General features: G+C 37.0%; 13 protein-coding genes. All 13 read left to right on the forward strand.

All coding sequences use genetic code 11. The features are described from left to right. Positions 1–888 carry a glycosyltransferase family 2 protein gene (locus tag Q4E40_RS08885; RefSeq protein ID WP_303411515.1) on the forward strand — a complete coding sequence of 296 codons (888 nt, stop codon included), beginning with the start codon at positions 1–3 and terminating at the stop codon, positions 886–888. 83 nt (positions 889–971) lie between these two features. Further along, on the forward strand, positions 972–1,856 hold the full coding sequence (locus Q4E40_RS08890; protein ID WP_303411517.1) for a glycosyltransferase: 885 nt from the start codon (positions 972–974) through the stop codon (positions 1,854–1,856). Between the two features lie 189 nt (positions 1,857–2,045). After that, complete coding sequence (locus Q4E40_RS08895; protein ID WP_303411518.1) at positions 2,046–3,113, forward strand: glycosyltransferase family 2 protein; 1,068 nt, start codon at positions 2,046–2,048, stop codon at positions 3,111–3,113. Positions 3,114–3,140: 27 nt separating this feature from the next. Next, on the forward strand, positions 3,141–4,679 hold the full coding sequence (locus Q4E40_RS08900; RefSeq protein WP_303411519.1) for an aldolase catalytic domain-containing protein: 1,539 nt from the start codon (positions 3,141–3,143) through the stop codon (positions 4,677–4,679). Then, positions 4,676–5,374 carry an acylneuraminate cytidylyltransferase family protein gene (locus Q4E40_RS08905; protein ID WP_303411521.1) on the forward strand — a complete coding sequence of 233 codons (699 nt, stop codon included), beginning with the start codon at positions 4,676–4,678 and terminating at the stop codon, positions 5,372–5,374. Before Q4E40_RS08900 ends, Q4E40_RS08905 begins: the two co-directional genes overlap by 4 nt. Continuing rightward, complete coding sequence (locus tag Q4E40_RS08910) at positions 5,352–5,990, forward strand: HAD family hydrolase (RefSeq protein WP_303411523.1); 639 nt, start codon at positions 5,352–5,354, stop codon at positions 5,988–5,990. Before Q4E40_RS08905 ends, Q4E40_RS08910 begins: the two co-directional genes overlap by 23 nt. Then, positions 5,987–6,727: a glycosyltransferase family 29 protein gene (locus tag Q4E40_RS08915; protein WP_303411524.1), complete on the forward strand. Its 741-nt coding sequence runs from the start codon at positions 5,987–5,989 to the stop codon at positions 6,725–6,727. The genes Q4E40_RS08910 and Q4E40_RS08915 overlap by 4 nt, the downstream gene beginning before the upstream one ends. 20 nt (positions 6,728–6,747) lie before the next feature. Then, positions 6,748–8,007 (forward strand): glycosyltransferase, encoded by a 1,260-nt coding sequence (locus Q4E40_RS08920; protein WP_303411526.1) that lies wholly within the window; start codon positions 6,748–6,750, stop codon positions 8,005–8,007. Positions 8,008–8,010: 3 nt separating this feature from the next. Then, on the forward strand, positions 8,011–9,117 hold the full coding sequence (locus tag Q4E40_RS08925; protein ID WP_303411528.1) for a glycosyltransferase: 1,107 nt from the start codon (positions 8,011–8,013) through the stop codon (positions 9,115–9,117). Between the two features lie 59 nt (positions 9,118–9,176). Then, positions 9,177–10,373 (forward strand): glycosyltransferase, encoded by a 1,197-nt coding sequence (locus Q4E40_RS08930; RefSeq protein ID WP_303411530.1) that lies wholly within the window; start codon positions 9,177–9,179, stop codon positions 10,371–10,373. Positions 10,374–10,508: 135 nt separating this feature from the next. Next, positions 10,509–11,471 carry a GNAT family N-acetyltransferase gene (locus tag Q4E40_RS08935; RefSeq protein WP_303411531.1) on the forward strand — a complete coding sequence of 321 codons (963 nt, stop codon included), beginning with the start codon at positions 10,509–10,511 and terminating at the stop codon, positions 11,469–11,471. A gap of 105 nt (positions 11,472–11,576) precedes the next feature. After that, positions 11,577–12,698, forward strand: a complete 1,122-nt coding sequence (locus tag Q4E40_RS08940) for a hypothetical protein (RefSeq protein ID WP_303411532.1) — start codon at positions 11,577–11,579, stop codon at positions 12,696–12,698. 90 nt (positions 12,699–12,788) lie between these two features. Further along, positions 12,789–13,772, forward strand: a complete 984-nt coding sequence (locus Q4E40_RS08945; RefSeq protein WP_303411534.1) for a polysaccharide deacetylase family protein — start codon at positions 12,789–12,791, stop codon at positions 13,770–13,772. Position 13,773: the final 1 nt, after the last annotated feature.

Raw genomic sequence — 13,773 nt, forward strand, 5'->3', positions numbered from 1 at the left:
ATGGAGTCTCAATTAATAGAAAGTGATTTGCCATTAGTTAGTATATGCTGTATTACATATAATCATAAGGATTTTATAGCAGATGCACTTAATGGTTTTATCTCTCAACAAACCAATTTTCGCTTTGAAATTATTATTCATGACGATGCTTCTACAGATGGAACTACAGAAATAGTTAGGCAATTTGAATTAAAATATGCTGGTATCGTAAAGCCTATTTATCAGTTAGAAAACCAATTTTCTAAAGGAAAAAAAATAACAGCGATAACTCTTTCTGTTGCAAAAGGTAAATATGTTGCACTTTGTGAGGGTGATGATTTTTGGATTGATCCATTTAAGTTGCAGAAGCAAGTTGATTTTTTAGAAAGTAATCCTAACTATGTTATATGTTTTCATGGAACTAAAATTAGCAGAAATGGGGAGATCTTAGATGATTATATAACAAAGACTAGATTAGATGAAACCAAAACTACCTATGATATTTTTGATTTATCATTAGGGAATTTTATACATACACCAACAATTGTGTTTAGAAATATCCCTAACATTTATAATGACCCTTTATTTGTAAACTCTCCAATAGGGGATTATATTTTATTGTTGTTATTATCAAAACAAGGCCTCATAAAGAGGTTAACTGGTGATTGGGCAGTATATAGAGTACATGGTGGTGGTATTTGGTCAAGTATTAATAGAACTACTAAAAACGATAATATAATTAAATATCTCATTATATTGTCGTTAGGCTTTAAACACCCTGCAGTAAAAAATATAAAAGCGAGACTAAATAAATTATTACTTAAAAGAATTATTGATAATACAAAAAGTTTAAAATGTAAAAGAATATTTCAAGATATTCAAACATTTTATAGAGTTAACAAAAGCTAACTCTTAGAATTAATTAACCACTTATTTTACATTTGTTTTTATCAGGGTTGTTATAACAAAACTCATTTACTATCATAATAAAAATGAAGCTAGTATACTGTATTATAGTAACGTATAATGGAATAAAGTGGGTTGATAAATGTTTCACAAGTTTGAAGTCAGCAGACATTACTTTAAAAACAATTGTTATTGATAATGGCTCTACCGATGGTACACAAGACGCTATCAAAAAAGGATATCCTGAAGTAGAATTAATTCAATCTGAAATAAATCTTGGATTTGGTAAAGCAAATAACATTGGTATACGAAAAGCTTTGTCAAATGGAGCCGATTACATTTTTTTATTAAATCAAGACGCCTATTTGTATAAAGGTTCTTTTAAGAAACTATTGGCTTCGTTTGAATTAGAACAAAGAATCGGAATTATTTCCCCTATACACTTAGCAGGCGATGAAAGGAACCTTGATTATGGTTTCCAAAAATATGTAAGGGCAGAAAATGCTCCTAACTTGTTGGGTGATACCGTTTTAGGTAATTTAAAGCCTCTATATTCCGCTAATTTTGTTAATGCGGCAGCTTGGATAATTAAATCAGAAGTAATTAAAGAGATTGGTGATTTTCATCCAGCTTTTGATCATTATGGCGAGGATAATGAATTTGTCTTTAGGGTAACTAAAAACAATTATAAAATCTGTATTAAAACAGATTTTATAATTGTTCATGATAGACCTCAGAAACCTATTATAGATAAAACTGATAAAAATTATGTTAATAAGTTTAAACAAATTATGCTTTTAAGATACTTTACAGGTGAGTTAAATAAAAGGCAATTTAATATTTTATATATTAAAACTATAATGTACAATTTCCTGAAATTTAAAATGAAGTATTCTATTGATAGTTTTTACTGTTGGCGTGATGTTTCTTTAAAGATTAAGAAGTATAAGAATTATCAATTTTATATTTAAAATATATTGCTCTACTGAGACACGATGATGAATTATTTTTCTAAACAAATCATCTTTAGTAAATTCCTTGGATTCTGGTAGAGGATTTTTAATTTTCAGTGGGTTAATCAATAATTTCAGTGCAAGATTAATTGAATCGAATTGTTAGTGATTTACGAATTCTTAATGATTTATTAGAGTATAGACTTGATGAATAGTAATTCAAAGGTAAGTATAGTAATTCCTTTATATAATAGAGAGAAGTTAATTATTGAAACAATTCAAAGTGTTCAAAACCAAAGTTATGAAAACTTTGAATGTATAATTATTGATGATGGTTCTAACGACAATTCATTTGCTGTTGTAAGGGATCATCTTAGAGATGATGCTAGATTTATTGTTCTGAATCGAAAAAGTGAGTTAAAAGGAGCTTGTGTTTGCAGAAATGAAGGTGTTGATCTGGCTACCGGAGATTACATCATGTTTTTAGACTCTGATGATTTATTAGGTAATAAATGCTTGGAAGGCCGTATAAATTTAATAAATGAGCATCCTAATTGTGATTTCATTGTAAAACAAACATTAATTTTTGATGGTAACAGTTATGAAGGGTTGTATTACTGGAGTTCTCTTAAGCATAAAGATGACCTAAAGGCTTTTATCGAATCAGAAGGATGGTTAATAAACAGTACATTCTTCAAAACTAGTTTTTTGAAGAGTTTTAGGTTTGACGAAAATGCAGAAAGTTGGCAAGATGTAGATTTTCATGTTAGAATTTTATTAAATAAACCTACATATATGAAATTCTCATCCAAAGAAGCTGATGTTTATGTAAGGAGATCAAATGAAGTACGCATTTCGAATACTAACACTAATTTCAAAAGAATCGAATCACGTATCAAATTATATTTAAAACTCGAAAAAATATTTGCTAATAAAAACGTAAGCTATTACAAATTTCCTTTTCTTATTTACCATTTCAAATACCTTGAAATTGCAGCTTTAACATTAAGCTATAAGGAATTTATGGACTTATATAAATTGTCTTTAACTTCAGAAGTCTATTCCTTAAGCGTAGCAACATTTTATAAAAAATATTTAGAGTTGCAAAGTTTCTTGAATAAATATGGACTAAAAGCTATGTGCTCAATTTTATATAGGTTAAAGTGGGTCTTTGTTCCCAAACGGTATGTGTATGCTTCAACCAGACAAGTATCTATAAAAGAAAAAATTAATATAGGTGATCATGTAGTTTACACAAATAAAATTTGTTGCTAAAATATTGCTAGAATAAAAATTAATTTAATGAAAATACTTGACTGTACACTCCGTGATGGAGGTTATTATACAAATTGGGATTTCAGTAAAGAGCTCGTAAGTACTTACTTGGAATCAATGAACAAACTTCCTGTTGATTATCTTGAAATAGGGTACCGCAATAACCCAATGAAGGATTATTTAGGAGAATATTTCTATTGCCCTTCCTACATCCTAGGCCAAGCGAAGCAGGCATCTAATAAGAAGTTAGTGATTATCCTTGATGAAAAGAATGTGCTACCAGAGCATGTTGATGACTTGCTGAAGCCTTGTAAAGGGATAATCGACATGGTAAGGATTGCATTAGATCCTCAGAAGTTTGGCAGAGCACTAAAACTAGCTGAGAAGATCAAAGCCATGGGATTTGAAGTAGGTTTCAATACTATGTACATGTCCAAATGGCGTGAGTTTCCTGAGTTTTTGGAGGATTTAAAATTAGTAGATGATGTAGCCGACTACTTTTATATGGTGGATTCCTTTGGTGGAGTTTATCCACAGGATGTAGTTGATACTATCAATCTCATCCGGGAAAAGACAAGCATCAAACTTGGTTTTCATGGACACAATAACTTGGAATTGGCTATTATCAATACGCTTACCGCTATAGAGCATGGAGTTGAGATTGTGGATGCTACAATAACAGGAATGGGACGAGGCGCTGGAAACCTAAAGACGGAGCTACTATTGACAGCTTTAAATGCTAAAGGTGAACTCGATGTAGATTTTAATGCTCTCAGTAAAACTGTAGATGAGTTTACTCAGTTGCAGCAGTCTTATGGCTGGGGTACTAACCTGCCTTATATGGTCTCTGGTGCAAATTCGCTCCCTCAAAAAAATGTAATGGAATGGGTGACACAGCGTTTCTACTCTTTTAACAGCATTATCAGAGCTCTAAACAACCAAAAGCAAAAGTTGAAAGACAACTACAAGCTGCCCTGCTTTAAATCATTGAAGAAGTACGATAGTGTTGTAATAGTAGGAGGAGGTACGAATGCTGTTAACCATGCTCAGGGGCTGAGAGAGTTTATTGCTGATCTGGATAATGTGTGTATTATCCATGCTAGCTCAAAGAATGCAAATTCTTATGAGGATCTGGATGTAGATCAGGTCTTCTGTCTTGTGGGCAATGAAGGTCATAGATTAGAAAAAGTTTTCCAGAACTTTAGAAACTTCAGTGGCAGTTGTGTCCTCCCCCCTTATCCAAGAGAAATGGGAACTTACATTCCTGAGGCAGTTGTACCAAATAGCTTTGAGCTGGAGCGCATTGAGTTTAGTAACAAACTCAACGATACACATACAGCACTTGCATTACAAGCTGCATTAGAACTTGGGGCTCAAAATGTATATGTGGCAGGATATGACGGATACATACAGGCAAGCATTTCACCAAAAGAAAAAAGCCTGACAGATGAAAATGAATTTCTGTTTAGCTCATTTGCTCAACATACAGGCAAACCTTTAGTTTCTTTGACTCCAACCAACTATAAATCGGTTGTTGTGAAATCTGTCTACTCCTTGCTGGCATGAAAAGGGATATTAGTTTTTTCTTACCTACCAGAAAAGGTAGTCAGCGGGTAAAGTCGAAAAATACGCGAAGATTTTCAAATATCGAAGGTGGAATACTAGAGCTAAAACTAAGACAGTTACTTGCCTGTGAATCTTTAGCTTCTATCATACTGTCCACTAATGATGAATTGTCGGTCGATATAGCTCAAAAAATTGATCCTACAGGAAGTAGAATTCAGATAATCATTAGACCTGAGGAGTTGTGCTTGGACACGACACCTCTGTCAGCCCTAATAAGCTATGTGACTGAAATCGTTAGTGAGAGTCATATCATTTGGGGACATACGACAACTCCATTTATAGATGGAAAAGAATATGATATGGCTATCTATGACTATTTCGAAAGGATTGAGTTAGGATATGATTCTCTGATTACAGTAAGTGCATTGCAGAACTTCATATTGGATGGTAATGCTAGGGGTGTAAACTATGATTCCAGTCAAAAGCAATGGCCTCGAACTCAAGACTTGCCATTGCTCTATGAGATCAATCATGCCATGTTCATCACTTCTCGCGAAGTATATACCAATTATAGGAACCGTATTGGAACAAAACCTTATCTTTTTCTACAGGATAAGATAAAATCATTTGATATCGACTGGGAGGATGATTTTATAATTGCAGAAGCTATATATGATAAACTTTTCAAAATATAAAGCAATACTATGGGATTTTGATGGAGTAATAATGGATTCCATGTCTATCAGAGATAAAGGATTTGAAGTTACGCTATCAAATTTTCCAAAGGAGCAGGTTCAACAACTATTAGATTTTCACCGGTTGAATGGTGGCTTATCACGCTACGTGAAGTTTCGATACTTTTATGAAGAAATTCTGAAAGAGCCGATCACTGAAGAAATAGTAATGTCGTATGCTTCACGATTCTCAGAAGTTATGATGGACCTACTAATTGACGAGAAGCTTTTAATAAAAGATTCGCTAAAATTTATACAAAAATATCATCAACAAGTTCCAATGCATATTGTCTCAGGATCTGATGGTAGAGAGTTAAATAAAATTTGTGGGCGACTAGATATAGCAAAATATTTTGTTACAATTCAGGGTTCTCCAACTCCTAAGAAAGAGCTTGTTAAGAATTTGCTTTTAGATTTCAAATATGAACACAGCAATGTAGTGTTTATTGGTGATTCTATAAATGATTTCGAAGCTGCTAATGACAATAGTCTAGAGTTTTTTGGATATAATAATTTTTATTTAAAGTCAATTGCAAATAATTATATAGAATCATTCAGTAACCTTGTAGCGATATGACTTTTATAAATAAGCTTGGTAATGCAGTAATTGGTCTGCTACTAATGAGCCGAAATCTAAAAATATTTGACTCAAGTGTTTTAACTAATAAAAGAATTGCTGTTGTTGGACCTGCTAGCTCAGCATACAATACTAATAATGGAAAGTACATAGATGGTTTTGACTTCATAGTACGGATAAACAAGGCTCCTGATATTATCAAAAGCGGTAGGTTTCAGAATGATATTGGAACTCGAACAGATATATTATTTCATAGCTTTTTCGAGAATGAATTCTCAGGCGGAGGACCTCTTAACTTTAACTTATTTAATGAGCTAGAGATAAAGTATGTAATCAATCCTATTCCTGGATATTTTGGCAGACGAACAGTTTTTAATTTCTATAAAAAATACTTAAAGGCGCAAACAACTTATCTCTTGCCAAAAAAAGATTATGATGAAATAAAACCAAAATTCGGAGCATTTAGGCCTACCACAGGTTTCAGTGCCTTGCAATTCTTAATGAATTCTAATTTTAAAGAGCTATATATTACTGGCTTTACATTCTTTAAAACTGCTTATGGAGATGGTTATCGTGATGAGTTAAAAGATGTAAAAATTAATACAAACTTTATTGCTTCAGAAAAGCAGCATGATCCGGATATTGAATTTAGAGAATTTAAGCGCTTGTTGCAGGAGAATGCTTATAAGAATATCAGGATGGATAGCGAATTAGTAGCTATTTTAAATCATGACTAATCTTTTAATACGTTAAGATAATGGTGAAAGTGAAATCATCTGGAGCACTTTTTATTATGCCGAGAAGCAGCGAGGCATGGTACGGTGCGGAGGCTCTCTGGATAACTGTAGCTGGGTGGGCAGCAGCAGCCGAGATGAAGTATGGGAAAGCTTGGATTGCCACTACAGATAGAGTAGCATCACCTCAGGAAGTTCTACATTATCCAATTGTGAAGGGTGAGAGAAAGGTTGATCTTACAAAAACTAAATGGTATTCCGGTATTATACCCACAGTTTTTAAAACAGGAATCAAGGATTGGTTACTATACAGGAGGCAGCCAGTAAAGTGGCCGCTTGAAAATGATGGGGATTGGAATAAGCCAGGTTCGGACATTAAGTTTGTTTGGGAACAGCATGACCTATTCCCAGGACCAGGACAGCGAATAGCTGAGAGTTTAAATGTTCCTTTTATAATTTATGTGCATGCTCCAGTCGTATGGGAGTTAGAAAAGTGGGGAGTAAAAAGACCAATTTGGGGTAAATACTTAGAGCAGCATGTTGAAGCATCATCCTTGAAGAAAGCTGATTTAGTGGCATGTGTATCTGAGGAAGTACGTTCTAAAGTAATCGAAATGGGTGTAAGTCCAGCAAAGGTGTATGTGTCACCCATGGCTGCGGATAGTCTTCTTTTTTTACCAAAGACAAAAGACAAAGAATTAGTTTCCCGCTACAAGCTAGATGGAAAATTGGTTGTTGGGTGGACCGGTAGTTTCCGCTCTTTTCATGGCCTTGATATAGTTGTAAAAGCATTTTCACAGCTCCAGAGAAAGATCGAGCATGCTTGTCTCTTATTAGTTGGGGAGGGATCCGAAAAAGCTAAAATAGAAGCATTAGTTAATGAACTCTCTTTACAGGACTCTGTAGTTTTTGCTGGTAAACAGGCTTTTGCTGACATCCCAGATTATGTTTCAGTTTTTGATGTAGCTTTAGTAAGTGCTAAATCAGCTGAAGGATTTCATTACTCTCCTCTAAAGCTTCGGGAATACTTAGCTGCTGGCAAAGCAACTATAGCTCCAAATGCGGGAGAAATTCCAATTAAATACCAAGACAATGAGAATGTACTTTTATATGAGGCAGGAAGTGTAGATGATTTATATAACAAGATGTATAGGCTGATAAGTGACGAAGATTTTAGGCTTAAGCTTAAGTCTGGAGCAATAAGTAAAAGTCAAGAATCAGGTACATGGGTTCATGAGTTAGATAGAACAATCAGCAAAATAGAAGTACTATCAAAAAACTAAACTTTGAAAATAATTCAACTTGTTCAAAAGCCTCAGCTTAGAGGTGCCGAAATATTTGCCTCACAACTTTCAAACCATTTGCAGAAATCAGGTGTAGATGTACACCTGATTTCTGTGTTTAGTGGAGCCTCACATCTGCCCTTCAAGGGCAAGATAAGCCATTTGAATAGACCAATAAATAAAAGGCTGTGGGACTTTAAAGCTTGGAGAGCTTTTGCCGAAATAATAAAACGAGAACGGCCGGATCTAATTCAGGCAAATGCTGGAGATACACTAAAATTTGCCATTCTTAGTAAGCTCTTTTACAAGTGGGATACTCCTATCGTATTTAGGAATGCTAATAAAATGGGTGATTTCATAGATTCGAAACCCAAATATTTATTGAATCGCTTTCTTGTAAAGAAAGTAGATGCGGTCGTTTCAGTGAGCAAGCTATGTGAAAATGATTTTAAAGCGACATTTGATTTTCCTAGTTCTAAGATCAAAACAATACCAATAGGTGTAGAAGAATATGAAATTTCACACGAGCCACCTACGGATTTGCAGGCCATTTATAAGAATTACAGGGTACTAGTAAATATTGGTAGTTTGGTGCCTGAGAAAAATCATGAAGCACTTTTAAATATATTTGAGGCTATAGCCAAAAAAGATTCATCTGTCTTTCTGATTATTATCGGGGACGGTCGTTTACGGTCAGAATTGGAGAATAAAGCTAATAATTTATTAAGTAAGAATCGCATACTTTTTGCCGGCTACCGGAATGATGTAATGAAGGTCTTAAAGCATGGCACTGCTTTCTTGATGCCAAGTTTAATTGAAGGATTACCAGGTGTTATTCTAGAAGCGATGTACTGCCAAATACCAGTTATTGCAAACAATGTGGGAGGTATCAGTGAGGTGGTAAACGAGAGGACAGGATGGTTAATTGAAAAGAACGATACATCTAGTTTCATTAATGCTGTTAATGAGGTATTAGCTGGCAGTGAGAATATAAGATACAAAGTAGGCAATGCACAACAACTTGTTATAAGCGAGTATCTAAATTCTCAGATAGCGGCAAGATTTAAGAAGGCTTATATGAGTGTGATTGCTGGGGGCAGTTTGTCTTAATTTTTACATAGCCAACCGCTCCGAGGAAGAATTTTGAAAAAAAAGTTAACTAGATTTTCGTGCATAATCATAAAGTAAAAGTCCTCCACTTAATAAAATCATTGGGCAGAGGTGGAGCTGAAATGTTACTGCCCGAAACGCTTAAAGTGCACGATCGAGATCAATTCGATTTCCATTTTGCTTACTTCCTGCCTTGGAAAGATCAAATGGTGCCTGCTATTGAAGAACAGGGTGCTAGGGCCGTGTGCTTCAAGGCGAATAATAATCTGCAGATGTTTCAGCGGGTTGGGGATATCAGCCGCTATGTGAAAGAACACCAGATTGATGTAATCCATAGCCATTTACCTTGGGCTGGCGTGATTGCCAGGCTAGTTGGTAAGAAAACAGGTGTGCCTGTGGTTTATACTGAGCATAACAAGTGGGAGCGTTATAATAAGATCACGTACTGGCTGAATAAATTTAGCTTTGGCTGGCAGAACGCCGCAGTGGCGGTATCGGATGACGTGCAGAAATCTATCCGAAAAAATGCCGGTACAAAATTCCGCGAGCTTGCTCTGCCTGCTATGCAGGGAACCAGGATCAATGGAAAAGCACAACAGCCATATCTGCTCAACATTTTAAATGGTGTTAATACAGTACACTTTGATCGGGACGAGCAGGCGGGCCTGCAGATACGGCAGCAGTTGGGTATACCTATTAATGCCCATGTAATTGGAACCGTATCTGTCTTCCGTTTTCAGAAGCGCCTGGATGTGTGGATGGAGATCGCTGCTGCTATACTGAAAAGAATACCCGAAGCACATTTCATTCTCGTTGGGGATGGACCACTGAAAGAAGAGCTGCTAGCCAAGAGAAAAGCTTTGGGTATAGAGGAGCGCTTGCATATGCCAGGCCTCAAAACTGATGTGAAGCCTTACTTTAGTATGATGGATATTTACATGATGTCCTCCATCTTCGAAGGCTTACCAATCGCTTTACTGGAAGCCATGAGTTGTAGCTGTGCCGTGATCAGTACCAAGGCAGGCGGTGTAGGAGAGGTTGTCGAGCATGGGAAAAGCGGCTTACTGTGCGAAGTAGACAATTATACCAAGCTTATCGACTATGGCGTGCAGCTGATCCAAAACCAGGAGCAGTGTGTCGCTCTAGCAGCTGGAGCCCGCAAGCGGGTACAGGCCGATTTCAGTATCAATAAGATGGCGAAGCAACTGGAAGATCTATATTTGTATTTGAAAAAGGAGAGGGAGAACACAAAATAATCTACTCTTTCCCCTTTCCAAAGAGGAGCTTCTTGAACGAATATCATACTCCTGCTTCCTTCCAAGGGGTATATTATTGTACTAGACTTCCTCTTGAAAGGGGCAGGGGTGTGTTAATTATACGAAGGCAAAGCCATGCAAATAAGAAAAGGAACAGAAGCTGATATACCAGCTATTGTAGAACTACTCAAATCTTCTCTGGGAGAAGGGCTAATACAGAAGTCAGAGCGCTTGTGGAATTGGAAGCACATGGAAAACCCACATGGTGTATCACCAGTGCTGATAGCTGAGGCTGACGGACAAGTAGTAGGTGTGAGGGCGTTCCTTCGTTGGCAATGGAAGTATAAAGGGCAGGTATTACGGGCAATTAGGGCTGTTGATACAGCAACTCATCCTGAATTTCAAGGGAAAGGCATCTTTAAAAAGCTGACCCTGCAAGGGCTCAAGGACGCAAAGATGCAAGGTATAGACCTTGTATACAATACGCCTAATGATAGTAGTAAGCCAGGTTACTTGAAGATGGGGTGGAAGGAGATGGGACGAATGGCTTTAAAGCTGAAAGTAAATCTATTGGCTTATAAGCATCACTCCTTACCAATACTACCTGAGCAAAATTGGACTAAGTTAGCAGAACTACTACCCAAGCTGTCAAATCCTTCTGATTTGGCAGATCAGGTACAAACACTTCTGAGCCCGGTTTATATTCAATGGCGTTACCAGGATAACCCTTTATTCGATTATTATTACCTTTCGGACTATCAGTCCTACGTACTGTTCTTTCGCTTTAAGTCACATAGTTTTGGACAAGAATTGCGGATTGTTGATTTACTAGTTGATAAGCAAAAGTTTAATAAAGAGGCGAATAAAGAGTTATCACGTACTTTTCAAAAGCTTAATAAAGCATGTTTTTTAGCTTCCGCTTCTGGCAGGCACTTTCAATTAGTACGAAGTGTTTATCCTGGCATGGGAATTATACCCGTTATAGATAAAGGGCCTATTGTGACATTGCGCAATGTTAATTTGCAAGAGAAGGTATTTGCTGAATTGAGTAAACAAGAAAACTGGGGATATGCAATTGGTGACATGGAGTTGTTTTAGTAGAAGATGGTCGGAGCGGTTATTCTAATTTTTGTATTTTATTTTTTAAATCAGCCTCTTCTGAAATCTTATCAAAAGAAGTTTTCTTTCTTTTCGATAGCATTGATGAACAAGCTATACTTTTATCATCTGCTATTTTGGGGTGTTTATTATACCTACACAGTCTTTAATCGATCTGATTCGAAAAATTACTTTGTCAGGTCAGCGGAGTATCCTGGAGAATGGACCGAGTTACTAGTATCCGGTACACGCTTTATTGAGTTTGTAGCTTATCCATTTACTAATACTCTTGGATTTAGTTATGAAATGACTATGCTTCTATTCGCTTGGTTTGGCTATATTGGATTTATTCATTTCTATATTTTTTTTCTAGAAAATTTAAAACTGAAGCTTCAACTTTGGGGATATGATTTATTAATCGTCTTGCTCTTTTTGCCAAACATGCACTTCTGGACAGCTTCTCTAGGTAAAGGTGCTATTATATTTATGGGTATAGGGTTATTTGCTTATGGCATGCGCTTTCCCCAAAAACGATTTTTTGCCCTTGTGTTAGGCTCCACTATTGTCTATATGGTAAGACCGCACATGTTTATGTTTTTGGGTATTGGAGCTGTGATAGGATATTTCACGGGTCGCGAGAAAGTGCCCCTCTATCAGAAGATATTAGTTTATTGCGCGTTTGCCGGGGGTATTTTTGTCATGTCTGATCAAATATTAGCTATGGCAAATATCAATGAAGAGGATGTGGTTGGAAGTTTTCAAGATTTCTCTCAAGTACAGGCAGGTAGACTGCAAAGTGCTGGTTCTGGAGTAGATATAACCAGCTATCCCCTACCACTTAAACTTTTCACCTTCTGGTTCCGTCCCCTCTTTGTGGATGCACCTGGGGCACTTGGCCTATTTGTCTCTTTCGAAAATCTGCTTTATGTTATACTCGCTTGGAAATTAGTTGATAAAGATTTTATTCGTTTCTTAAAAAAATCTACCTCTTTGGTGAAGATGAGCCTAGTGATCTTCATCTCTTCTTCTATCGCGCTGTCATTTGTGATGTCGAATTTGGGGATTGCTATGCGGCAGAAGAGCATGGTAATGTATTTTCTATTCTTTGTAATCATCTCTTTTCTAGAGTATAAGAAAAAGAAGAAGATTGCCTTGTTTCAGTTGAAAAAGAAGAAGATGGAGGAGCAGGAGCGGTTGGAGGGCTACGCTTCTCCGGCTATATCTTAAGGTCTAAAACCCATCCCTGCCCCTCTTGGGAGGGGGATCCGACTACCCTTAACCCCTCCTTAGCCAAGGCGCAGAATTTTAACAAGAGTTATGATCAACGATATACCTGTTTTCACGATTTCCCTTGATTTTGAACTCTATTGGGGAATTTTTGATAAAGTACCCTTAGTAGAGCGTAGGCAGTACTTCCAAAACACACGCAGAGTGATACCTGAGATGCTGGCACTTTTCGAGCAGCAAAAAATAAAGGTGACCTGGGCGACCGTAGGGATGCTTTTTGCGAAAGACTGGACCGATTGGACAACTGCTATACCTGCACTTCGGCCCTCGTATCATAACGATCAACTGTCAGCTTACAGGCTTAAAGAGGAATTTGGTAGGGATGGTAGTCTACAGGATTACTTTTTTGCGCCCGAGTTAGTTGAACTGATTAACCAGACACCTTACCAGGAGATTGCCACCCATACCTTTGCACATTACTACTGCCAGGAGGTCGGACAGACGGTAGAGCAGTTCCGACAGGACCTGCAGGCAGCGCAAGGTATAGCAGCTCGACAAGGGATGGAACTGCAATCGCTGGTATTCCCTCGCAATCAGTTTAATGAAGCTTATCTGAAGGTTTGTCTGGACGAAGGCATTAAAACTGTTCGCTCTAACACAAGCGATTGGTTTTGGGAACAGACAGTGGAAGATAAATTGTCGAAACGCATCTTTCGAACTGGCGATGCCTACCTGCCCCTTGGTAAAAGAACCTCTTTCCCGCTCTCTTCCCTTAAACTGAAAGAAGGTTTTCCTTTGGCTATACCTGCCAGTCGCTTTTTGAGGCCAGTTGATGGGAAAAGAGATATACTAAATAAACTGCGCCTACAACGCATTCTCTCTGAAATGACCGTAGCTGCCAAACGCAAAGAATGCTACCACCTCTGGTGGCATCCGCATAACTTCGGCAGCTACCCTGAGCGCAGCATGGCGGATTTGAAAGTAATCATCGAGCATTATAAAAAGCAAGAGCAGCAATATGGAATGCGAAGCTTGAGTATGCTAGGTATTTATGAGTATGTAACCGGGAGGTAAT

Source organism: Pontibacter coccineus, from assembly GCF_030546575.1.
Taxonomy (GTDB): Bacteria; Bacteroidota; Bacteroidia; order Cytophagales; family Hymenobacteraceae; genus Pontibacter; species Pontibacter coccineus.

Bases quoted from the DNA above. Each gene is read 5' to 3' on its own strand.
- Q4E40_RS08885 (WP_303411515.1), top strand. From the start codon at position 1: ATGGAGTCTCAATTAATAGAAAGTGATTTGCCATTAGTTAGTATATGC.
- Q4E40_RS08890 (WP_303411517.1), top strand. From the start codon at position 972: ATGAAGCTAGTATACTGTATTATAGTAACGTATAATGGAATAAAGTGG.
- Q4E40_RS08895 (WP_303411518.1), top strand. From the start codon at position 2,046: ATGAATAGTAATTCAAAGGTAAGTATAGTAATTCCTTTATATAATAGA.
- Q4E40_RS08900 (WP_303411519.1), top strand. From the start codon at position 3,141: ATGAAAATACTTGACTGTACACTCCGTGATGGAGGTTATTATACAAAT.
- Q4E40_RS08905 (WP_303411521.1), top strand. From the start codon at position 4,676: ATGAAAAGGGATATTAGTTTTTTCTTACCTACCAGAAAAGGTAGTCAG.
- Q4E40_RS08910 (WP_303411523.1), top strand. From the start codon at position 5,352: ATGATAAACTTTTCAAAATATAAAGCAATACTATGGGATTTTGATGGA.
- Q4E40_RS08915 (WP_303411524.1), top strand. From the start codon at position 5,987: ATGACTTTTATAAATAAGCTTGGTAATGCAGTAATTGGTCTGCTACTA.
- Q4E40_RS08920 (WP_303411526.1), top strand. From the start codon at position 6,748: ATGGTGAAAGTGAAATCATCTGGAGCACTTTTTATTATGCCGAGAAGC.
- Q4E40_RS08935 (WP_303411531.1), top strand. From the start codon at position 10,509: ATGCAAATAAGAAAAGGAACAGAAGCTGATATACCAGCTATTGTAGAA.
- Q4E40_RS08940 (WP_303411532.1), top strand. From the start codon at position 11,577: ATGAACAAGCTATACTTTTATCATCTGCTATTTTGGGGTGTTTATTAT.
- Q4E40_RS08945 (WP_303411534.1), top strand. From the start codon at position 12,789: ATGATCAACGATATACCTGTTTTCACGATTTCCCTTGATTTTGAACTC.